This is a genomic window from Pseudoalteromonas sp. P1-30, assembly GCF_001400005.1.
Taxonomy (GTDB): domain Bacteria; phylum Pseudomonadota; class Gammaproteobacteria; order Enterobacterales; family Alteromonadaceae; genus Pseudoalteromonas; species Pseudoalteromonas atlantica.
In genome coordinates this window covers 99092-123000 of sequence record NZ_LKBC01000001.1, presented here as the reverse complement: position 1 = coordinate 123000, position 23909 = coordinate 99092, and the positions used below count along the sequence as shown (strand labels likewise).

20 protein-coding genes are annotated in these 23909 nt (G+C 43.2%); 8 read left to right on the top strand and 12 right to left on the bottom strand.

Translation table 11 applies throughout. The features are described from left to right. Positions 1–84: 84 nt before the first annotated feature. From AN395_RS00555 to AN395_RS00515, 9 genes are all read right to left on the bottom strand, one after another. Positions 85–480, bottom strand: a complete 396-nt coding sequence (locus AN395_RS00555) for a DUF4019 domain-containing protein (RefSeq protein WP_223230555.1) — start codon at positions 478–480, stop codon at positions 85–87. Positions 481–585: 105 nt separating this feature from the next. Further along, positions 586–1599 (bottom strand): MBL fold metallo-hydrolase, encoded by a 1014-nt coding sequence (locus AN395_RS00550; protein ID WP_054981702.1) that lies wholly within the window; start codon positions 1597–1599, stop codon positions 586–588. Positions 1600–1608: 9 nt separating this feature from the next. Beyond that, the gene (locus AN395_RS00545) at positions 1609–3507 is read right to left on the bottom strand and encodes a TonB-dependent receptor domain-containing protein (RefSeq protein ID WP_054981701.1); all 1899 of its coding nucleotides are present in this window, start codon (positions 3505–3507) and stop codon (positions 1609–1611) included. 212 nt (positions 3508–3719) lie between these two features. Beyond that, the gene (locus AN395_RS00540; protein ID WP_054981700.1) at positions 3720–4454 is read right to left on the bottom strand and encodes a DUF5020 family protein; all 735 of its coding nucleotides are present in this window, start codon (positions 4452–4454) and stop codon (positions 3720–3722) included. Between the two features lie 30 nt (positions 4455–4484). Then, on the bottom strand, positions 4485–5861 hold the full coding sequence (locus AN395_RS00535; protein ID WP_054981699.1) for a uracil-xanthine permease family protein: 1377 nt from the start codon (positions 5859–5861) through the stop codon (positions 4485–4487). A gap of 78 nt (positions 5862–5939) precedes the next feature. Next, positions 5940–7007 (bottom strand): BMP family ABC transporter substrate-binding protein, encoded by a 1068-nt coding sequence (locus AN395_RS00530; protein ID WP_054981698.1) that lies wholly within the window; start codon positions 7005–7007, stop codon positions 5940–5942. 67 nt (positions 7008–7074) lie between these two features. Then, positions 7075–8001: an ABC transporter permease gene (locus AN395_RS00525; protein WP_024032830.1), complete on the bottom strand. Its 927-nt coding sequence runs from the start codon at positions 7999–8001 to the stop codon at positions 7075–7077. A 2-nt stretch (positions 8002–8003) separates the two neighbouring features. After that, a complete protein-coding gene (locus tag AN395_RS00520; protein WP_054981697.1) occupies positions 8004–9107 on the bottom strand; it encodes an ABC transporter permease in 1104 nt (367 codons plus the stop codon). Next, positions 9104–10663: an ABC transporter ATP-binding protein gene (locus AN395_RS00515; RefSeq protein WP_054981696.1), complete on the bottom strand. Its 1560-nt coding sequence runs from the start codon at positions 10661–10663 to the stop codon at positions 9104–9106. The genes AN395_RS00520 and AN395_RS00515 overlap by 4 nt, the downstream gene beginning before the upstream one ends. Before the next feature lie 200 nt (positions 10664–10863). Here AN395_RS00515 and xdhA point away from each other — a divergent pair, with 200 nt between their 5' ends. Genes xdhA through puuE form a run of 8 tightly spaced genes read left to right on the top strand, consistent with a single transcriptional unit; the run spans position 10864 to position 19927 of the window. Beyond that, positions 10864–12369 (top strand): xanthine dehydrogenase small subunit, encoded by a 1506-nt coding sequence (gene xdhA / locus AN395_RS00510; protein ID WP_054981695.1) that lies wholly within the window; start codon positions 10864–10866, stop codon positions 12367–12369. Then, positions 12356–14695, top strand: coding sequence for a xanthine dehydrogenase molybdopterin binding subunit (xdhB, locus tag AN395_RS00505; protein ID WP_054981694.1), 2340 nt, complete (start codon positions 12356–12358; stop codon positions 14693–14695). The genes xdhA and xdhB overlap by 14 nt, the downstream gene beginning before the upstream one ends. Next, a complete protein-coding gene (gene xdhC / locus AN395_RS00500; RefSeq protein WP_054981693.1) occupies positions 14688–15578 on the top strand; it encodes a xanthine dehydrogenase accessory protein XdhC in 891 nt (296 codons plus the stop codon). The genes xdhB and xdhC overlap by 8 nt, the downstream gene beginning before the upstream one ends. Continuing rightward, positions 15575–16075: a 2-oxo-4-hydroxy-4-carboxy-5-ureidoimidazoline decarboxylase gene (uraD, locus tag AN395_RS00495; RefSeq protein WP_054981692.1), complete on the top strand. Its 501-nt coding sequence runs from the start codon at positions 15575–15577 to the stop codon at positions 16073–16075. Before xdhC ends, uraD begins: the two co-directional genes overlap by 4 nt. After that, positions 16072–16410, top strand: coding sequence for a hydroxyisourate hydrolase (gene uraH / locus AN395_RS00490; protein ID WP_054981691.1), 339 nt, complete (start codon positions 16072–16074; stop codon positions 16408–16410). Before uraD ends, uraH begins: the two co-directional genes overlap by 4 nt. Positions 16411–16412: 2 nt before the next feature. Then, the gene (gene guaD / locus AN395_RS00485; RefSeq protein ID WP_054981690.1) at positions 16413–17777 is read left to right on the top strand and encodes a guanine deaminase; all 1365 of its coding nucleotides are present in this window, start codon (positions 16413–16415) and stop codon (positions 17775–17777) included. A gap of 4 nt (positions 17778–17781) precedes the next feature. Beyond that, positions 17782–18987, top strand: coding sequence for a urate hydroxylase PuuD (locus AN395_RS00480; protein WP_054981689.1), 1206 nt, complete (start codon positions 17782–17784; stop codon positions 18985–18987). Position 18988: 1 nt separating this feature from the next. Continuing rightward, positions 18989–19927: an allantoinase PuuE gene (gene puuE, locus AN395_RS00475; RefSeq protein ID WP_054981688.1), complete on the top strand. Its 939-nt coding sequence runs from the start codon at positions 18989–18991 to the stop codon at positions 19925–19927. Positions 19928–20150: 223 nt separating this feature from the next. On the opposite strand, the gene AN395_RS00470 is transcribed toward puuE, so the two are convergent. The 3 genes from AN395_RS00470 to AN395_RS00460 form a co-directional block, all read right to left on the bottom strand. Beyond that, on the bottom strand, positions 20151–20840 hold the full coding sequence (locus AN395_RS00470) for a response regulator transcription factor (protein ID WP_054981687.1): 690 nt from the start codon (positions 20838–20840) through the stop codon (positions 20151–20153). Positions 20841–21011: 171 nt separating this feature from the next. Beyond that, on the bottom strand, positions 21012–22514 hold the full coding sequence (locus AN395_RS00465; protein ID WP_054981686.1) for a trehalase family glycosidase: 1503 nt from the start codon (positions 22512–22514) through the stop codon (positions 21012–21014). A gap of 16 nt (positions 22515–22530) precedes the next feature. Beyond that, positions 22531–23769 (bottom strand): sugar MFS transporter, encoded by a 1239-nt coding sequence (locus AN395_RS00460; protein WP_054981685.1) that lies wholly within the window; start codon positions 23767–23769, stop codon positions 22531–22533. Between the last annotated feature and the right edge of the window lie 140 nt (positions 23770–23909).

Sequence of the window (23909 nt, the reverse complement as noted above, 5' to 3'; positions counted from 1 at the left end):
AATGAGAATTTTTTAACGCAGATAGCGACACGTTTAGCCCCTGAAAATCATTATGTATTATTACGGATTGGTATTGAACGCTGGTTATTTAATAAAATAGCCAACCGCGCGCCATTGCCCACTGCTTTTACTTAATGTAAGGGTTTCAACCGCAAGCCTTGCTGAAAATTGCGTTTTAAATTGCACAATAAGGTATTCACCTTGCGGGGCACCAGGTAAAGATGAGTAAGCATTAGCACTTATTTGTTCTCGCGTAGCCACTTTACCTAGTGGCGCACGCACTGTGTTTAGGGCGCTTTTCCAGTTTGCTTTACTTAATTGCGATTTAAATAACGCATCGGCTTGTTGCCAACTTTTTGTGTATTCACCCGCATCAATTAACTGTAACCAGTTTATTGCTACGGGCATATTTTTAGTAGTTTCGGCCCACACTGAGCAGCTTATAAACAAGCATAAAATTAAAATGAGGGGTTTCATCATTCTTCCTTTTAATCTGGCGTTAAAAGTAAATATAGATACTCCAAATTACAACACATTGGTTAAATGGTTAACCCCTAATATTAAAAACTTTTGCAAATAAGTGCCTTACTCTCCTTTAATTTTTAAAACCTGCGCGTAAGTGCAATCGCTCAACATAGAAAAACCATGCGAGGCTTGCTCTTGACCTATTACAAATGGATGCGCCGCCTCGGGGGCTCTATTTTTAAGTTGCTTTATGCGCTCAAACGAACCATCGCGTTTAGGGTGATTTGATATAAACACATCTACACCGGCTTGCATTGCCAGATTGCCAAAACGTTTAGCGGCGACACTGTAAGCGCTAATTCGCTCAATATCAGGCCCATAGTTTAGCCCAGTCCCTCCCCACAGGCTTAGCATATGTTTTTTGCCGTTATCGTATACTGGGAACAACAACGAAATAGTGCCAGGGGTGTGTCCAGGCGTTAAATGAACGCCAATGCTAGTATCGCCAAGCGTAATTGTATCTGCCTCTTTTGTGCTTATATCTCTTGTTGGCCGTTTGCCCCAACGTGGGCTTTCAAAATCAAGCTTTGGTTGTTCTAAGCGTCGCCACTCAACCTGACTCATTACAACACGCGGTTTGTATTTATTAACTAAGTACTCTTGCCCACCGTAATGATCACCATGCCCATGGCTAATAATTAAATACTTAATATCTTCGGGGTTTAAGCCTAGTGTGAGCAAACCTTTTTCAATGTAATTTTTAGCTTGTTCGTTGTTATTTAGCGCATCAATAACAATAAGCCCTTGTGATGTTTTAACTACCCAACTTGCCACTCCACCAGTACCTACATAATAAAGGTTGTCAAACACTTGTGTAGGTTCAATCGTTGATGAGCGCCGTTTACTACCCAACTTTTTACTGCGCTTTTTACCTTCATTATTAGTGCGAACACGCTTTGTTAAATCACGTAACGGGTTTTGTATATCGCATAGGCTTGTTAACCCCGGAAACTCATCAGCGTACTGCATGCCTTTTTCGACATAATCTTGCGCTGTTAATTGTGTATTTTGCGCAATAGCCGGGTACGTAGCTAAAAAGCTGAGTACCACAGCAGAGAATATAAATTTTGGCATAAACACCCCTTATAGTTTTGTATCTATAGCTAGCCAGTAGCGTCGGCCATCTTCTACATAGCCGTATTCATCGTAACTGGTTGCTTTATCAAATATATTGTAAATACCAAACATAACTTTAACGTTACCGTTTACTTGCCACGCACTGCCTATATCTGCTGTTGCAATAGAAGGGGCTGAGGTTAAACGGCTAGTTATAGAGGCTGCTTCGGTTTCTTTACCGCGGTAATTAGCACGTGCCCACGTATTAATATTATCGCTTACATCCCAGTTAATATTTAGCGTGGCTAAATGTTTAGGTATTTGCGTGAGTGGCTGGCCTTTATTGTCGCCACTGCGTTGCTCAGAAAACGTATAGCTGTAGCTAGTTGCAAGGGTAATATCTGCACTTAACATTGTTTCTATATTTAGCTCAGCCCCATAAGTCACCGCTTTATCAATATTGATGTTATAGCGGTCGGTTTCATCACCACACACTGTGATAGGACATAAAACGGTGTTAATTTTGTCTTCAAAGCTATTATGAAAAACCGTGATATTAGTTTGAAAATCACTGTTAGCATAATACACAGCCGCTTCTTTACTGACGGATGTTTCGGGCTCTAGGTCAGCATTTCCATATAAATCGCCACCGCGGCTGCTTTGGATCCAATTAGGGCTAAGCTCGCGTAAATCTGGCGCTCTGTAACCGGTAGCTACGCCCGATTTAAAGGTCCATGCCTCATTAATATTCCAAACTCCGTATAGGCGTGGACTCAAGTGCGAATCAAACTGCTCGTTATCATCAACTCGTAAACCCGTGGTAATGGTAAAATCAGGGTGTAAGCTCCACTCATCTTCAGCAAATAGCGACCATTGTTTGTTATCTATTTTAGTAATAGTGGCTGCGTTTGTTGTTTTGTCATCAAGCTTTTCTTGTTCAAATGCGCCGCCTAATGTTACATGGTGGTTTTCAAGTGCAATTGACCACTGCGTATTTGCTAAGGTATTTTCGATAGTTATTTCACGGCCTTCGTTTTCAACCGACTCTTGTTGAATATACGAATGCGCAGCGCCCCAACTATAGCTACCTTTATGTGCTAACGACCACGTGCTGCGGTTATTGTTCGTTTCGCTAGAGCTATTTCGACTAGGTAGCGATAGCCCCGAGGTAGAAATACGTTTTTGATCGTGTTCGCTATATTCAAGCGATATCACATCGTGCTGGGTGGCTGTTAAGTGCAGTGTACCACTGTAACTTGTCAGCTCTTTTTCACCGTAACCGCGCTCAATTTCATCTTCTTCACGCTCTTGGTAAAGAGCCGAAAGGTTAACGCTTAATAAATCTTTTATTAATGGCCCCGCTGCATATATTTGCCCTTGGTATTCATCACCCGAATTACTGTTTTCTTGCTGTGTGGTTTCTAGGCGAACATTAGCATGCCAATTGTCGTAATTTTTACGGGTTATAACATTAATAACGCCGCCAATTGCATCCGACCCATACAACGTAGACATAGGCCCACGCACAACTTCAATACGTTCAATAGCATCTAGTGGTGGCAGCCAATCTTGCTCAAAGCCACCGCTGCCGCTTGGTTGTGATTCACGCCCTGACTGCTTTTTACCGTCTACCAAAATAGCAGTGTACTGCGCTGGCATGCCACGCACGCTTATATCTTGTCGCGAGCCACCACCGGTGACCGTAACCCCTGCAACATCGTTAAGTGCATCGGTTAAGTCTTTATAAGCGCGGTTTTCTAGCTGCTTTTTGCTAATTAAAGTAATAGAAGCTGGCGCTTGCGCTAAGGTTTGTTCAAAGCCAGAGGCGGTTACTACTATTGTTTCTATATCATTGTTAGCGTTAGCCAAAGTGTAAAATGGCGCAACAGCAATTAGAGGCAGAGCTAAAGTGTTTTTCAGAGTCATTACGGGGTATTTAATTAGTTATTTTACGTAATGATAACAATTATCAATACCTTCAGCAATTAACATCTCATTAATTCACAATAAAACTTAACCGATTAAGGTGCGGGTTACTCCAGTGCCATTATTAACAATAAGCCAATTTTATTGCGTTTATTGTACAAAAAAGGCTGCATTAACTAGCAGCCTTTTTGTATTCTGTATCGCTTAAGGTTTTAAAAATGCCATTTAACCATCAAATTTGGGTTGTGCTCTGTTTGACCATCTACACCAAACTTATTTTTCCAATATACGTATTCTATACCTACATCAAGGCGACCTGTGTCTAGGCCAAGCATAGGAGCAATATTGTATTTAAGTTGTGAGGTAAAGTTAAAACCGCCTTCGCTTTTACCAAACATAGTGTCGGTACTGTCAACAATATCTAAAAAGCCATCGTATCTAAAGTTACCCTTGTTATAGCCCCACGTTACGGTTATTTGGTTGTTATCTTCACGCTCTATGCCAATATCGTCCTGAAAACGACGGTAATAAGCCACATTAAAATATTGAAACCCTGGTACATCTAACGATACGCCGCCACCTAATAAGTAGTTATTTTGATCGGTATCGCCTGAGCCATATTCTGTTTGTAGGCCTAAAAACACCTCTTTAACAAAACTGTTTTGTGGCTTGTAAAGCGTTGGGTTTATGTTTAGCTCTCCGTATACTTCATCGGGGTTGCTTAATCTATCCATAAAAAAGAAGGTACCGCCCCATGTATGCCCCGATGCATGCTCAATGGTTACTACGCTTCTGTCGTCTTCCTCCCCCGAAAACGGCTCGAGGTAATCGGCGCCGGTCATGGCGGTTATACTAAAATCTGACCACAGCTCTTTTGCCGACACACTACTTGAACACACCGCGATAGCACTTACTAAGGCGAATTTTTTAATTGTTGTAATTTTCATTGTTAATCCCTTTGTTATAATTTTATTAGTCTAGTTAAGATGATCTGTACTTGCTGAATAATTTTCTGGTAGAACAAGCGTCATAACGATGGCGGTTAAACCCGATACCGTTACAGCGCTGCCAAAAATAGCGGTTACCAGCTTAGGCGCATTTATAAACATTTCGGGCACAAAGCTAACCCCTAGCCCCATACCTAAGCTCACCGCAATAATAAGTAAGCTACGACGATTTATTTTTTCGCTTGCAAGAATTTTTACCCCTGCGGCTGCTACTGTGCCAAACATAACAAGCGTTGCACCGCCTAGCACTGGTTTAGGAATATTTTGTAGCACGGCACCAATCACCGGAAATAACCCTAAAATAATCAAAATTACACCAATCCACAGGCCAATGTATCTACTTGCTACACCGGTTAATTGAATAACGCCGTTATTTTGGCTAAAAGTGGTATTAGGAAACGTATTAAATGCGGCCGCAATCATTGAGTTAACCCCATCGCCTAAAATACCTCCGCGTATACGCGCTAAATAGCTTGCGCCTTTTACCGGTAATTTAGACACTGCGCAGTTAGCAGTTATATCGCCTGTGGATTCAATGGCGGTAATTAGGTATAAAAAGCTAAAGGCAATCATGGCGCCAAAATCAATGTTAAAGCCATATTTAAAGGGTAATGGCATGGCGATTAAATCAAATTCGCCCATTTTAAATTTGGCTATACCTAAAATAAGAGCAAGTAACCACCCTACTAACATGGCAACGACTACAGCGGTAAGCCTTACCCACTGATTTTTGCTAGCATTTAGTAATACCACCAGCGCCACCACCGAAAAACCCACAATTAAGTTGCTTGGCGAGGCAAACTTTTCAGGCATATTAGTTAATAACCATTGCCCGCCGCCTATGTCGGTCATACCTACTTTAATGAGGTAAACCCCAATGGTGGTGATCACCACGCCGGTCACTACAGGCTTAATTACTTTGCCAAGTTTTTCTATAAAAAAGCTAATAAATATCTCTACAAAGGCTGCTAAAAAACACACAGCAAAAATGGTGGCAAGTACTTCATCGTTTCCGCCTCCAGTGGCTTTTACGGTAAAACCGGTTGCCAAAATGGTGCCTAAAAAAGCAAAACTGGTGCCTTGTACGCAAATAAGCCCTGAGCCAATTGGCCCCACACGGCGAGCCTGAATAAATGTACCAACCCCCGATACAAACAACGCCATACTAATTAAATACGGTATTTCGCTACCAAGCCCCAACACGCCACCAATAATAAGCGTGGGCGTAATAATACCTACAAAACTTGCCAGTACATGTTGCAGGGCAGCAAAAAAAGATTCGGTCAGCCCTGGTTTATCATCTACTGCGTAAATTATGTCTTCTGAGATTGCTTCTTGGTTTGACATAGTCAACATCCTTTTAGCGCTTTAATATGGGCAAGGTATATACGCCTTGCCCAAGTTTTAATTTAAATACAGTGGCGCTTATTTAAGCTGCCCTTCAACACCCTCTACATAAAAGTCCATACCAAGTAAGGTCTTATCATCAATTGTTTGCCCCGCTTTAGTTACCAGCTCACCTTGCTGATTGTTAATTGGGCCGCTAAATGGATGAAACTCGCCGTTGGCAATTTTGGTTTTAATCGCCTCTATCTCTGCAACAACATTGGCAGGAATGTCTTTACTCAGCGGCGCTAAGCGGGTCATACCGGCATCTATGCCTTTCCATACATTTTGCGATTGCCATTTATCATCAAGTACTTGCTGCACGCGCTCGGCGTAAAACTCATCCCAATGATGAACTGGTGCCGTAAGGTGCGCTTTTTTACCATAGCCGCTCATATCTGAGTGGTAACCAATGGCGTATATTCCGGCGGCTTCTGCGGCTTGAAGTGGCGCAGGCGAGTCGGTATGTTGAGTAATAATATCAACACCTTGGTCGATTAAACTGTCGGCAGCTTCGCGCTCTTTACCAGGATCAAACCAGCTATTAACCCACACTACTTTTACTTTTGCGTTAGGTTTTACTGAGCGCAGGCCTAAAGTAAACGCGTTAATACCGCGTATTACCTCAGGAATAGGAAACGCGGCAATATAGCCAATACTGTCAGACTTACTCATGTGCCCAGCAATAACACCAGTTAGGTAGCGCCCTTCGTAAATACGGTCAAAATAAGTGCCCACATTTTTAGCGCGTTTATAACCTGTTGCATGCTCAAACTTTACGTTAGGAAAACGTTTAGCCACTTTAATGGTCGGATTCATGTAGCCAAACGAGGTGGTAAATATTAAATCGTGCCCGCTTTTGGCTAATTGTGTAATAACTCGCTCTGAATCGGCGCCCTCTGGCACGCTTTCTACAAAGGTGGTTTTTATTTTTTCGCCAAATTTATCCTCTAGGTAACGGCGGCTTACATCGTGGGTGTAAGTCCAACCAGCTTCGCCAATCGGGCTTACATATACAAACCCTACTTTTACGCTGTCTTTTGCCATTGCACTCGCGCTTAACCCTAAGCTAAGTGCTACGCCAAGCGCTGTTATTAGTTTTTTCATTGTTATTCTCCGTGTTGTATTTTTAATATCCTGTTGAAGGCTTATTGTTACTCTTTGTATAAAATTTTTAATGGCCCTTATGCCAAGGCTTACCTAGCCACATGGGTTCGTACATTTTTAGTTTTTGTTTATTTTTACTTAGCATAATCAGTACTATAAGCGTTGCACCATAAGGCAGCATGGCCAGTAAATTAGAATCCACCGCTAAGCCAAGCGCCTGTGCCACTAAGTGCATAATGCTGGCAAAACCAAATAAATAAGCGCCTAGCATTACCCGCTCAATTCGCCAACTTGCAAATACCACTAAAGCCAGTGCTATCCAGCCTCGACCCGAGGTCATGTTTTGTGTCCAAAGGGGTGTGTAAGCAAGCGACAAGTACGCCCCTGCAATACCCGCCATTGCGCCGCCAAACATCACCGCTAAATAGCGAGTACGCATCACAGGCAAGCCTAAGTTATTACCAACGCCTGGGTTTTCACCAATAGCGCGTACCGCAAGCCCTGCCCTGTGGTATTTAAAAAATAAATAAGCCCCTAACACTAATGCCCAACTTAAATACACAATGGCATCTTGCGAAAACAGCGCTTTGCCCAGTAGCGGAATATGCTCAAACCCTGCAATTGCTAAAGTAGGTAAGGCATTAATGGTTTTGCCCTCGTAATCAACACCTAAAAATGCCGACAAGCCCGTGCCAAAAATAGTTAGCGCTAACCCGGCAGCCACTTGGCTAGCATTTAAATTAAGTGCTACAAACGCAAATACTAACGACGCCATAACCCCCACAAGCGCAGCCACGCTAAAGCCTATAAAGAGGTTGTCGCATTGGTACATGGTTATAAACCCTGCCACCGCGCCTAATAACATCATGCCCTCTTGCCCAAGGTTAAGTGTGCCGCTTTTTTCGCATACCATTTCACCTAGAGCCACCAGCAATAAAGGCGTGCCGGTGCGAATAGTGGCGTATAAAATATTTGTGAATACCTCTAAATCCATGTTTAAGATTCCTGTGCGATGGGTGTTAGCTGCGTTTTTTGTTGTTTAAATGGCAGTAACAATTTAATGCGATAACCAATAAGCACATCGCACGAGAGTAAATAAAACAGCATTAAGCCCTGAAAAATGCCGGTAATGGCATTGGGTAGGCCAATTTCTATTTGCGCCATTTCGCCGCCCATATAAATAAGCCCCATTAACAGCCCAGCCAAGGTGATCCCAAGCGGATGTAAGCGCCCTAAAAAGGCCACAATAATTGCGGCGTAACCATAACCGGGGGATATTTGCGGCACTAATTGCCCTATAGGCCCAGCCACCTCGCCAGCCCCTGCAAGCCCAGCTAACCCGCCACTTATTACCAATACACCAGCAATTAAAAGCGCACGTTTATAGCCCGCCATTTTGGCAGCCGATGCATCAAGCCCAAGTACTTGTATTTGAAAACCCACAAAGGTTTTACTAATAAATACCCATGTGGCACACAGCGCTAATAGCGCAAATGCAAGCCCTAAATGAAGGCGAGTACCCTCAAATAAAACTGGTAGTAAAGTGCTATCGTCAAATAAGGCGCTTTCAGGAAAGTTATAACCGTATGGGTCTTTTAATGGCCCGTGTACTGACCACAGCAACACATTAACGGCAATGTAATTGAGCATAATGGTGACTAAAATTTCGTTGGTGTTTAAACGTAATTTCATAAAGGCGGCTAAGCCTGCCCACAGCATGCCACCTGCAATACCTGCAAGTAATGTAAGCCCTAATGCAAAGGAACTTGTAGAGTCAACAAAGTTAACAGCTACGGCACTGGCGCATACGCCGCCAATCAGTAGCTGCCCTTCAGCACCTATATTCCACACCGACGCCCTGTAACACAGCGCTAAACCATAGGCACATAATAAAATTGGAATGGTCATTACTAATAGCTCGGTAACGCCGTACCAGTCAGAAATAGGCGCTACGAGCAAGGTATATAAGGCATTAAGCGGGTCGTGCCCTAATAAGGCAAACACCACATAACCTGTTATTAAAGTGAGTAAAATGGCTAAAACAGGAGAGAGATAACTCCATGTGTTTGAGCGCTCTACGCGGGGTTCAAGCTTTATCATGCCAGCGCTCCTTGCGGTGTTATTTTTGCTGTGTTGCTTTTAGTGTCGTGATTAAAATCGCCCGCCATCCACTGCCCTAATTGCACAAGTGGTACACAGTCGGTATTTAAAATAGGCGAGAGTTTGCCATCGCAAATCGCGCCAATTCGGTCACAAATTTTATAGAGCTCGTCTAAGTCTTCTGAAATAACTAGTACTGCACAGCCTTCGTCGCGCAGCGATAAAATTGCCTCGTGAATGGCAACTTGCGCGCCAATATCTACACCCCAAGTAGGGTGCGACATAACCAGCAATTGTGGGTTTTGCTCAACCTCTCGACCAATAATAAACTTTTGCAAATTACCGCCCGAAAGGCTTGCTGCGTGAGTACGGTTGCTGGGAGTTTTTACGTTGTATTTTTTAATGATTTTGTCGGCAAGTTGGCTAATTTTTTGTTTTACTAAAAAGCCGTTTTTAACTAAACCACTATCAAAACTGGTAAGGAGTGCATTGTGCGCTAAATCCATATCAGGGACTGCGCCGCGCCCTAGTCTGTCCTCGGGTACGCATGCAAGCCCAAGCCTGCGCCTTTTTAGAGGGCATAACGCATCAACAGCGGTATTTTTAAATTTTATTGCGTTGCTATTTTTTTGTGGCTCCTCTCCCGAAAGCGCTTTTAATAGCTCCTCTTGCCCATTACCGGCAACCCCTGCAATACCGACTATTTCGCCTTGTTGTACGGCAAAGTTCACGTTTTTAAGCGCAATATCAAATAACGCCTGCGCACTGGTTGATAAGTTATCGACTGTTAAAAAATCACCTGTGCCAGTCGCTCTGCGTGTTTGGTTACTTATTGGCGTGCTGTCGCCTACCATTAAGCGAGCTATTGATTCGCTGGTTTCGTTTTTAGGAATGCAATGCCCACTTACCTTGCCGGCGCGCAAAATAGTGGCGCTGTCGCACAGCTCAATAACTTCATGCAACTTATGGCTAATAAACAGCACCGAGCAGCCTTCTTTTTTAAGCGAATTCAGGGTTTTAAACAGTGCGTCTACTTCTTGCGGAGTGAGTACCGAGGTGGGTTCATCTAAAATAAGCAGTTGAATATCTAATAATAAACACCTGACTATTTCTACTCGTTGGCGCTCGCCCGTTGAAAGCGTAGACACCAACCTATGTGGGTCCAGCGGCATGCCGTACCTAGCCGATGTTTTACTAATTCTGCTGGCAAGTGTGCTGCTATGCCCTGCTAAATCGCCCAGCGCTAACGCGATATTTTGCGCAACTGTTAGGGTTTCAAATAACGAAAAATGCTGAAACACCATACCTATGCCTAATTCGCGGGCATCGGCGGGTTCTTTTATGTCCATTTTACGACCGTTAAAAAACATGTCCCCTTGGTCAGGTTTAACCACACCGTAAAGCATTTTCATTAACGTGCTTTTACCTGCACCGTTTTCACCAAGCAGGGCATGCACCTCACCATGTTTTATTTTTATTGTTACGCCGTCGTTGGCTATACATCCGGGGTACTGCTTTGTCATTCCCTGCATAGTAAGGCGGTATTTATTGTCCATTATTTAAACCTTTCTTTGTGCTTGTTGGTTAAATAAGCTAGCCTAGAAACTTAGCTGACCAATCGGTCAACAATGGCATGGTATCTGCAATTAACTTACCAAGATGAAAAAGTTTTTTTCTTACCTGCTTAAAAACAACAAGAAAAAATATACGCCAAGCCCTTACATATCAGGGCTTTATAAAAGTTAAGGGGGTCTGTGTGATTACGTTTTTATTAAATGACACGCCAATAGAAGTAGAAGAATGCGCGCCGAATCTCACCATTTTGGACTGGCTTCGCACCAAAAAAGGGAAAATGGGCACCAAAGAAGGGTGTGCAACAGGCGATTGTGGCGCATGCACAATTTTAGTTGGCGAAGAAAAACTAAATTCAAACGGTGAGCCAGTTTGGCACTATAAATCCATGAATAGCTGCCTGCTTTTATTAGGTAATGCACACGCAAAACACATAGTAACCGTAGAGGCTGTAACAACAGGGCTTTACCCTACACTTAACGATTTACATCCGGTGCAACGCGCATTGGTTGAGTGCCATGGTTCGCAATGTGGTTTTTGTACCCCTGGCATAATAATGAGCATGTTGGCGCTTTATATTAATAACCCGAGTTACCCAGGTAAAAAAGCCGCTATTCATGCTTTAGGTGGCAACTTGTGCCGTTGTACTGGCTACAGCCCTATTTTACTTGCAGTTGAAAAAGCTTATAGCTACGAGCGTAAAAATGAGCCTTACTCAGCCATGGCAGCTCAGTTTAAAGCCTCACTTAATACGCAACATGATGACGATGTTCCATTTTTAAAAAATGGACCTCGTACGTTTTATTTACCACAAAGTGCAGCGCAACTTGTTGAGCTTAAAGCGCGTTACCCACAGGCACACTTGGTTGCTGGTGGCACCGACTTTGCCATTGAGCTTAGCCAAAACATGCTATTGCCCGATATTATTATATCGCTTAGCCAAACCAGTGAGCTGTGCACTTTAACCGATAACAGCGGCGAGCTACATATTGGTGCAGCACTACCTTACAGCCAATTTATTGAAGCGTTTTACACTTACTACCCAGAGTCTAAGGAGCTGTTTGAACGCCTTGGCTCTAACCAAGTACGTAACAGTGGCACCTTAGGTGGCAGCATAGGAAACGCCTCTCCTATTGGCGATCCAGCCCCTTTATTAATCGCACTTAATGCCACTCTAGATTTATTAAGCGCAGCAGGCACACGTACAATAAACGTGGCCGACTACTTTGTTGATTACAAAAAAACAGTCATTAAAAGCGATGAGGTCATTAGCAAAATTACCGTACCTAAACGCCCAGACTCGTTAAAGCTTGCGTGTCATAAAATTTCCAAACGCTTTGAAGATGATATATCTACTGTGTGTTTAGTGCTGGCTATAGAGCAAACGCAAGGCGTAATTAGCAATGCCCGCTGCGCCATGGGCGGTATGGCTGCAATACCCAAACGCGCCGCGCACATAGAGCAAAAGCTAAATGCTCAGCCCTTACAAGTAAGCACATTTATAGATGCCGCTAGTGCTATAAATGATGACTTTGCTCCCATGAGCGATGTACGCAGCAGCGCACATTACCGCACCACGGTAAGCAAAAACTTGCTACAGCGTATTGGTATTGAGTTTTGCGGTGCACAGCCAAGCAGTAAAAATAATAACAACATTGCCATTACGAGGATTTCACATGCGTCACTTTGAAATGGATAAACTAAAAGCCCAAGGCGGAAGTGTTGGCCAATCTAAGTATCACGAAAGCGCAATAAAGCAAGTATGTGGCAATGCAAACTACGCCGACGATAACCCAGAGCCCCATGGCTGCTTGCACGCCTACCCTGTGCTTGCGCCTATTACCAGCGGCTTTATTAAATCAATTGATACAAGTAAAGCGCTTGAAGTGGCAGGCGTTAAACGTATTTTATCGGCTGATGATGTACCCGGTAAGCTTGATATTGGCCCAGTATTCCCTGGGGATGTGCTATTAACCAATCACGAAATTCAATACCACGGACAACCTGTGCTAGTAGTGGTTGCCAAAAGCTACGCCATTGCGCGCCGCGCTGCTCGCTTAGTGGTTATAGAATGCGAGCAAACCAGCCCCATACTTGATATTAAAGAAGCGATTAAAAAAGAGCACTGGGTAAGGCCGCCGCATTCACTTAACCGCGGTAATAGCGAGCAAGCCATTAATAATGCAACCCACCAACTTAAAGGCGAAATACACATAGGCGGGCAAGAACACTTTTACCTTGAGGGGCAAATAGCACTTGCTCAGCCCGATAACGATGGCGGTATTCATGTTCAATGTTCTACCCAGCACCCAACAGAGGTGCAGCACTTAGTTGCTAAAATTTTAAAAAAGCCATTTAGCTTTGTAAACGTAGAAACCCGCCGGATGGGCGGAGCCTTTGGCGGTAAAGAAACCCAAGGCGCGCCGTGGGCTTGCCTTGCTGCCCTTGCTGTTTACTACCTTGGCTGCGCCGTTAAAATGCGCCTAGCCCGCAGCGACGACTTTAAACTTACCGGTAAGCGCCACCCATTTTATAATCAATACCATGTAGGGTTTGACGAAAATGGCCTGATTGAAGGCGCTGATGTAACCGTAAATGGGTTTTGTGGTTATTCACCTGATTTATCTGATGCTATTGTCGACCGCGCAATGTTTCATGCTGATAACGCTTATTACTACCCAGCTGCCACCATTAAAGGGAATCGCTGCAAAGTAAACACCGTAAGCCATACCGCCTTTAGAGGATTTGGTGGCCCGCAAGGCATGATCATGGGCGAGCTGATAATGGACGATATAGCCGCTAAATTAGGTAAAGATCCGCTTGAGATCCGAAAGCTTAATTTATACAAAAAAGGCCGCGACACCACGCCGTATCATCAAACAGTAGAGCAGCATATTTTAAAAGATATGATAAGCCAGCTTGAGGAGTCGGGTGATTACTGGGCGCGAAAAAAGGCAATTAAAGCCTTTAACGCATCATCCCCTATTATCAAAAAAGGCCTTGCGATGACGCCGGTTAAATACGGTATATCGTTTACCGTACAGCACTTAAACCAAGCGGGTGCACTCGTGCATGTATATAGTGATGGATCAATTCATTTAAACCATGGCGGCACCGAAATGGGCCAAGGGCTTAATACAAAAATAGCGCAAATAGTAGCCCATGGCTTTGGCGTTGATTTTGACGCAGTAAGCATAAGCGCTACTCGTACCGACAAAGTACCAAACACCTCGCCAACTGCTGCATCAAGCGGGACTGACCTAAACGGCATGGCGGCGCTAAACGCGGTAAACACCATAAAAGAGCGTTTAATAAACTTTATAAGTGAGCACTTTGAAGTAGACAGCCAAAGTATTGTATTTAAAGATAACCTCATTACCTTTAGTAAAGGCGAAATTAACTTTAGCGAACTTGCAAACCTTGCTTACATGAATCGTATATCGCTTTCATCAACCGGTTATTACGCCACCCCTAAAATTCATTACGATAGAGCGAAAGGCGAAGGCCGGCCTTTTTTTTACTACGCACACGGCGTAGCACTCAGTGAAGTAGAAGTAGATACGCTGACAGGCGAAAACACCGTAACCCGCGTGGATATACTGCACGATGTGGGCAGCTCAATTAACCCTGCACTTGATATAGGCCAAATTGAAGGGGCTTTTGTACAAGGTATGGGCTGGCTTACCACCGAAGACTTACAATGGAATGATAAAGGCCAGCTTGCAAGCTTTGGCCCTGCTAACTATAAAATTCCTGCAATTGGCGATACCCCTGCCGAATTTAATGTAAATTTATATAACTCGGCCAATCCAGAAACCACGGTATTTAGATCAAAAGCGGTTGGCGAGCCGCCGTTTATGTTGGCCTTTAGTGTGTGGAGTGCTATTCGTAATGCTATAAGCAGTGTGGCCGATTACAAATACACCGCCCCACTTGATACACCTGCCACACCTGAGCGTGTATTAAATGCAATTGAGCAAACCGCTAGCTGGTTTAAGGAGCAGCAACATGGCTAATTTAAATGAGTCGTTTCAGGGTTTTCATACGCAAAATTGGGCGCAAGCTATAAACGAGCACGAACAAAGCGGCATTAATTATGTTATTGCCACTGTACTTGGCACCAATGGCTCAACCCCACGCGGCACAGGCTCTAAAATGGTAATAAGCGGCGAGCACATTTACGACACCCTTGGCGGTGGACACCTTGAATACGTAGTAATAGAAAAAGCCCGCGAGCTACTTGCTAAAGGCGAGGCAGCCCAAGTGATAGAGCAATTTAACCTAGGCGCAAATTTAGGCCAATGCTGCGGGGGAGCTGCCACCGTTATGCTTGAGTGCATGCAATGCGAACGCTTTACCCTCGACATATACGGCGCAGGCCATGTAGCACAGGCGCTTATTGGTATATTGGCACAATTACCTATGCGCATACGCTGGATAGATAGCCGCGCAGATGTATTCCCGCAAGTTATTCCTAATAACGTAATAAAAGTGGTTGATGAAGAACCAACAGAGCAAGTTAAACGCGCGCCAAAGGCTAATAATTACTTAATATTAACCCATAACCACCAGCTCGACTTTGCACTTACACAAGCCATTATTAAACGCGCTGATGCTAATTGGCTTGGTGTTATTGGCTCAGATACCAAAGCAAAACGCTTTAAACAGCGCTTAGCCCATCGCGATTTTACCACCGAGCAAATAAAGCAAATGACCTGCCCTGTTGGGCTTGAAAATGTAACAGGCAAGCTCCCTATGGAAGTAGCAATATCAATTAGCGGGCAGTTAATTGGCCTTTATCAGGCTATGCAAACCCATGCGCCCAAACGCCAAGGCTTGCAATGGCGTGCACTTAAAAATGCCTTAATTAGCACAACGCACGAGGAAGAAAACGCATGAGTAGCTTAAAAATTAACGACCTAAATGTAGCGCAAGCGCATCAGGCATTAGAGCATTGCTGCGCAGCCCCTAACTGGGTAAGCGGTATGCTAAATATCATGCCATTTGAAAATAAAGAGCACTTATTTAACAGCGCTCAAAGCGTATGGGATAGCCTAGGCGAAAGCGATTATTTAGCCGCTTTTGAAGGCCACCCGCAAATAGGCGATTTATCAACATTAAGTAAAAAGTACGCCGCTACAGCGCAAAAAGCGGGGCACGAACAATCAGGAATGAGTAAAGCAAACGAGCAAACCCTTAAAAAAATGATTGCGCTAAATAAAGAATACCTCAGTAAATTTGGCTTTATCTTTATTGTGTGTGCCAGTGGTAAAAGTGCTGAACAAATGCTTGAACTTATTGAGCAGCGCATACACAACACCCGCAGCACAGAGCTTAATATAGCCGCGGGCGAACAAGCCAAAATAACAAAAATAAGATTGGAGTCATTGCTATGAATAAAAGCCCTATCACTACCCATATTTTAGATACCAGCACAGGCAAACCGGCTGAAAATGTAGCTGTACAATTGTTTGTATACGCTAATAACGAGTGGCAATTAATTGCTCAAGGTAAAACAAATAGCGACGGGCGAATTACCGACTGGCTCAACACAGACGTAGAATTTGCAACCTATAAACTGGTTTTTGACTTAGATAGCTATTATGAAAACCAAGAAACACCTGCGTTTTACCCAGAGGCGCAAATTACCTTTAGATTACAAGATAAAAAACACCATCATATTCCGTTATTGCTTAGCCCATTTGGCTACTCAACGTACAGAGGCAGCTAATTATGAGCACCCACAACAATAATAAAATGACCGTAATGTGTGCCAACATACTCGATTTTGTTGACGACCCCGCCATAGCAGGCGAAAGCGCCCACCGCTATTTTGAAAAAGGCGCGTTAGTTATTCAAAACGGCAAAGTGGTTAACCTTGGTTACGAGCAAGACATACTGCCAAGCATTGATAAGTCAGCCACTATTATTCGCCACGATGGTAAATTAGTAATGCCCGGCATGATAGACACGCACATACATTTGCCGCAAACCGAAATGGTCGGCGCGTATGGCGAGCAGCTTTTAAGCTGGCTTACCGAATATGCCTTCCCAACCGAAAAAAAGTTTACCTGTGAGCATTATTCAAAAGACATATCTAACCGCTTTTTAGACGAGCTACTTAGAAACGGCACCACTACCGCATTGGTATTTGGTACTGTGCACCCGCAATCGGTTGATGCGTTTTTTAACGAGTCTCAAAAACGTAATTTACGTATGATTGCCGGTAAGGTAATGATGGACAGAAACTGCCCAGATGACTTATCAGATTGCGCGCAAACTAGTTACGATCAATCAAAAGCACTGATAGAAAAATGGCATAATGTTGATAGATTAAGCTATGCGGTAACGCCACGTTTTGCGCCTACATCTACCCCTGAGCAACTACAAAAATGTACTCAATTATTAGAAGAATACCCCGACACCTACCTGCATACCCACTTATCTGAAAACAAAGACGAGTGCGAATGGGTAAAAGGATTATTCCCAGAGGCTGATGATTACCTTAGCGTGTACGAGCAAGCTAAAATGGTGCGTAAACGCTCGGTATTTGCCCATAGCATTCATTTATCTGAGCGCGAGCTGTGCTGCCTTGCCGATAACAACGCGGCTATATCGCACTGCCCTACCTCTAACTTATTTTTAGGCTCGGGCCTTTTAAATTTAAAGAGATGTGAAGAGCATGGAATAAATGTGGGTATGGGTACCGATGTTGGCGCAGGAACAAGTTTTTCTATGCTACAAACGGGTAACGAAGCGTACAAAATTCAGCAGTTACAAGGTCAAAAGTTCTCAGCATTTAAAGGGTTTTATTTAGCCACCCTAGGCGGCGCACGTGCCCTTGATTTAGAGGGCACCATAGGTAACTTTAATGTAGGCTGCGAGGCCGACTTTATTGTAATGGATTACGCGGCCACCTCGTTTTTAAAATTCAGAATTGGCCATGCCAAAACCCTTCACGAACAGCTTTTTGCCATGATGATGCTAGGCGACGACCGCTGTATTGAACAAACCTACATTATGGGTAAAAGCGTGTATAAACGCGACCAACAAGCCCAGTTTGCAGCCACACCTACACCCGATTTAGAAGAGGCATAACCCGATGGAAAACTATTTATTTGAGCTTGCTCATTTGGTGTTTAGATACTTTCACGTGGTAGCAGGTATAGCGTGGATAGGCGCCTCATTTTATTTTGTTTGGCTTGATAATAACTTACAAACACCGCCACAATGGAAACAAGATAAAGGCATAAAAGGCGATTTATGGGCTATTCATGGCGGCGGCTTTTACGAAGTGGCTAAGTATCAAAATGGCCCAGAACAAATGCCCTCTACCCTACATTGGTTTAAATGGGAGGCCTACACAACCTGGATCAGCGGCGCGCTGTTATTTACGCTGTTATATTATGTGGGCGCAGATGTGTATTTACTCGATGCCAGTAAAAGTGAGCTCAGTAAGTTTGCAGCTATTGGTGCATCACTTGGTTTTATAGGCTTAGGCTATGGTGTTTATCGGTTATTGTGTAAAAGCCCGCTTGTTGAAAATGGCAAGGCATTTATTGCCCTAGGTGTAGGCTTTTTAGCGTTATGGACGTATGGGGTTGATCAGCTATTTAGTGACCGCGCAGTGTATATTCATGTTGGTGCATTAATTGGTACCTGTATGGCCGGTAATGTATATCACATTATTATGCCTGCACAGCGCTACATGGTAAGCGAAGTAGAAGCTGGGCGCATTCCTGATTCAGCGCCGGGCTTAAAAGCAAAGCAGTGCTCAGTACATAATAACTACGCCACCCTACCAGTTATATTTATTATGCTAAGTAACCATTTTTCGTATACCTATAGCCATGAGTTTGGCTGGTTAGTGCTTATTGGCTTTTTTATTATTGGTATGTGGATACGCCACTTTTTTAATTTAAAGCACCAAGGTGTTAATAAGCCTTCAGTGCTAATAAGCGGTATTGCCGCGTTTTTTGCGTTAATGCTAGCCATAGCACCGTGGCCAAGTAGTTCTGTAAACGCGAATAATGAGCTACAAGCAAGCATAAGTGATGCGCAAGCATGGGATATTATTAATAAACACTGTACACAGTGCCACAGTGAAACCCCTACATCGAAGCTTTTTCAAACCGCGCCGCTCGGCTTTAAGCTCGACTCACTTGCTGATGTAAAAAAAGCCAGTGCACTTATTCATACTCGCGCGGTTATAACCAAAGACATGCCATTGGCTAACATGACAAAAATGACTGATGCAGAGCGTGAAATGCTTGGCACTTGGCTTAGCGCAGTAAAAAAGGAGCAGTAACATGAGCGAGCAATTTAAACATTACCCGCGCGATTTAATTGGTTATGGTGCACACACTCCGCATGCCAACTGGCCTAATAAAGCCCGTATAGCCGTGCAAGTAGTATTAAATTACGAAGAAGGCGGTGAAAACTGTGTACTGCATGGTGATGCAGCAGCCGAAACGTTTTTATCTGAAATAGTCAGCGCCCCGCATGTAGAAGACCGCCACATAAGCATGGAGTCTATTTACGAATATGGCTCGCGCGCAGGTGTGTGGCGCTTACTTAAACTCTTTAAAAAATACGATATACCGGTCACCATTTTTGCTGTGGCAATGGCCCTTGAGCGCCACCCCGATATAGCTAAAGCCTTTGTTGAAGCTGGGCACGAAATTGCAAGCCACGGCCTGCGCTGGATTAATTATCAACATATAGATAAGCAAACCGAGCGCGAGCACATGCAAAAAGCCATTGAAATCATTCAAACGCTTACTGGTAAAAAGCCCACAGGCTGGTACACCGGGCGCACAAGCCCTAACACAGCAGCCCTTGTGGTTGAAAATGGCTCGTTTTTATATGATGCCGATGACTACAGCGACGACTTACCCTTTTACAGCATTAAAGAAGGTAAGCCACAGTTAATAGTGCCCTACACGCTTGATGTAAACGACATGCGCTTTGCTGCAGTGCAAGGCTTTAATGCCGGCGATCAGTTTTATAATTATTTAAAAGATGCGTTTGATACGCTTTATGAAGAAGGCGACCCACAAGGTGAAAACGCCCCTAAAATGATGTCGATAGGGCTGCATTGTCGCTTAATTGGCCGCCCTGGGCGCATTAAAGCCCTTGCACGGTTTTTAGAATATGCTAAATCGCATGAGCAAGTTTGGTTTGCCACGCGCGAGCAAATCGCCGAGCACTGGCTTAAAACTCATCCGTATAATACCAATCCGCAATAGTACTTAATCATTTTCAGGGGCTAAACGTGTCGCTATCTGCGTTAAAAAATCTTGCTATCAACACGTTTATCCATCCTCAAAATAGATTACTTAATTATGCGCATTGGTATAATAAAGCCTAGATGTGAGCCGTTAAAACTAAACTCTAAGAGCTTATTAGATTTATCGTAAAACAAAAAAAGCCCAGCAGTGCTGGGCTTAAGGTCACTTTAGGAGTAGTGGTTTACTTAGCCATAGGTAATAACACCGATATGTAACGCTGAGCCCAATTTGCTAATTCAACACGGTTACGAGAATTGGTTTTTTTAAAGGCACTGTACAAATGCGTTTTAACGGTGTGGTCACTTATATTAAGTTTATCGGCAATGGCGTTATTGCTCGCCCCTTGAGCAATTAAGTGAATAACCGATTTTTCACGTTTAGTAAGGTGCGCATAATCCCCTTTTTTTGGGGAGATATCTTCTTGTAGGCTATTAAACGAAGAGGCAACCGAGAGAATATCTGAAAACGCTTTTGATATAACCTCTCGCGTAAACCATAACTCGCCTGAGGTTATTCTAACTAGCCCTTTAAAAATAGTTTCTGGTGCATCTGATTTATAAAACACACCATTGAAATGATTTAACAGTAGATTTTTTTCGCACACGGCATTGGGCTCTACATTAAATAAGACAACTTTGTACTTTTTAGCGAGGCAAATTAAGTCGGCAGGCAGCAAATCTAACCAGTTATTTTTATCGCCATCAATTAAAAATAAATCAAACTTATCCCTTTTCTCGTTTTTAGGGATCACGTCGTCCATTTTAATATCGCCAAAAATGGCTTGCATGGTTTTTAATATAGTTGTGTAGCTTTCACTGTGAAAAGAAGATTGAAACGTGGTTTTTACAAAAACGGCGTGTGGTTGTAGCATAGATTTCTTCCTTGAAATGTTTACACCACACTACCGAATTTATTAATCACTTACAATGCACCTGGGCATTATTCATACACGGCATAAAACAATCACCAATAATATTTAGTTAATAGTTACAATAACTTAATGAAAATTAGTGAATTATTTTCATATAAAACACTGCTCTGATCAGTCCTCACACAAGGCATAAAAGCGTGAGGTAACCCCGTTAGTCCAGCCAAAACCTTGCTGTACTACGTATTCTCCGCCCCCTGCTTTTAATTGAGGCACGCACACATTGTATTTTTCTAGTAGGCACTGATTAACAGAAAAGTCGTTTTCTACCATTGTTAGCCAGTTTTGCATTATACGTTTACTAAGATCACTAAAACCGTAATTATTAAGCCCTTTTACAGCAAACCACTGCAGCGGAGCCCACCCATTAGGGCTATCCCATTGCTGTGATGTAGAGGTAACGGTAGTAACTATGCCGCCGGCCTTTAAAAAGTCGCGGCTTAGTCGCTCGGCAATATGTTGAGCTTGTTGCTCAGACGCTAAGTTAAAAAATAATGCAGTACTTGCGGCAGCGCTTAACACCTTAGATTGACTCGCTTTGTGATGATTATAATCAACAAAAAAGTGTTGCTGCTCACTCCACATGTATTTATTAATCAGTGTGCGGCGAGCTGCTGCGTAGTCGCTAAATAAATCGGCTTGTTCGCTATTACCTAGCAGCTTATTAAACTTACTAAGCTGTTTTTCTAGGTTATAAAGCAAACAATTAAGATCAATGGGTATTATATCGGTCGTTTGTATAGAGCTAAGTGAATCAGGCTCAGCTAGCCAGCGAGAACTAAAGTCCCAGCCTGATTCACACGCTGCGCGTATATGTCGAAAAAAGTCGGGCTTTTTATGCTCAGCTAAGCCCTCTGCGAGTGCCAGATCTTCTCTCAGGGATTCTGCCCTAGGGGCTGCTTCATCGTCCCAATAACGATTTAACTTGCCATCGCATGGCATTTTTACAACTCGCCTTAGTGCCGTTTTCTCGTTAGTAAGCTCTTCTGCGCCTTGCATCCAAAACGCATACTCTTTTTCAAGCGCATCAACACATTTTTCAAGCCATGCTACATTATTGGTTTTACTGTGCTCGTGGTGCCATAGCAATTCAACCATAAGCGCTAAAATAGGTGGCTGTGAACGCGATAAGTAGTAACTGCGATTGCCATTTGGAATACACCCATAATCGTTTATAAGGTCGATAAAGTTTTGCAGCATATCTTCAACAATTTCAGGTTTATTAGCATCAATTAAGCCGAGCGCTGTAAAGTAGCTATCCCAGTAGTATATTTCCTGAAAACGCCCACCAGGCACAATGTAGCTATGCTTTAATGCTAATAAAGAATCGGCTTTAGGTTTATCAGCCGCCCGTCTCAAACCATGCCACAAAGAGTTAATGTAGTGCTTAACACTTGCGGTATCTGGCTCACTTTGCATACGGAGTAAGGGGGTCGTAATAAAGTGAGTATTTACAAACTCTTTTAATTGAGCTTGATTAAGCGGTGCGACTTGCTCGTAGTGTTTACACGCACTTAGCCAGCTGGTTCGTGCAGTTGCATCTGCAAATGTTTTACAGTCATCAAAAATATGTTGGGTCTGTACATCTTTAAATAACTGGCTCTCAAAAAAATTCATATCAATCCTAAATCAATTATATACTGGCAGCGTGCTGAGAAATGGCGCGGGTGCGCTGTTTAAAAATAATCACGCTTATAAAAATTAAGCTAATGGGAATTAACGACAGGTAAAATGCGTGCTGACCACTAAAATGCTCAAATACGTAGCCTGTGATCATTGAGCCTGTTGTGCCTCCAAGTGCTGAAAACACAACGATTAACCCTGTCATGGCTGCATGTTGGTGCTTTTCTAATGCGCTGAGCATTACCGAATTTAACACTGGATAAATTGGCGCCATAAAAAAGCCAATGAGGGGCAAAACAAATGCGGCCAGTGGTGCATCAAATAGGCTAGTGATTGCTGTATTAGGTAGGTTTTCAGTTAGGGGTAACGTTATAATAATAAGTAATGCCATGGCGACTAAGCATCCGCACAGAACAAAAAACCAATTAATGTGCTTAAGCACCTGCCCCGCAACTAATCGACCAAACGCTAACGCCGCTGCAAAAATACTCGCTAACTGAATACTTATAGCCACAGGCAATTGTAAAACTTGGTTATTAAAGGTTGGCAGCCAAGTACCTACGCCTTGTTCAATAAGGACATATAAAAATGCACTTATAATAAAAATAAGCACCAAGGGCTGATACGTTAATTTAAGCATGGCTATAAAGTCATTCAAACTAGAGTCAGTTTTATTTTTATCAATTGCCGGCGCAATCGGTGCAATAACAACACTTAGTAATACAATTACAGTAAGCGCAGCCAACGCGTAATAAACATTGAGCCACGCATTGCTTTGGCTTGGGTCTATAAAGGCGGTAAAAATCCAATAACCACTTAATACACCCACCATGAAAATGCCTTCGATAGTGTTTAAAAGTGACGAGTGACTATTCGCATCTTCGGTTACTTGGCCAATAATCGAATAAACAGAAACTTTGACTACAGCAAAACCACAGCCTATCACTGCAAATAGCACTTTAAACATATAAAATTCGCTGATCAGTGCGGTGCTTAAGCACGCTAATGCAACGACCGCTAAAGCCCCTAACATTGCGAGCTTATACCCTAACCTAGGAATGAACGAGGCAACAACAAAAGACATTATCGCAATTGATAAGTCTTTAAACCCTTCCAAAACAGACGCCTCAGTTTTGCTAACGCCCAATGTATTTATTGCCTGCAAAATGACTGTTCCTACGCTATTTAATAATATTGCGAAAATAAAATAGCTTGCAGCAATTGCTAGTGTGATTTTTGTTTTACTCATAGCTTGCCTTACTTATAACGCAGTGCGCCATAACGATTAAAGCTAACACCTTTGGGTAATTAGCGTGTGTGTTTGTGTCAGTGAACGTTGAGTTTAGTGTAGAATAAAAATCAATGCAATCGTTTGCATTTTAAGTTTTA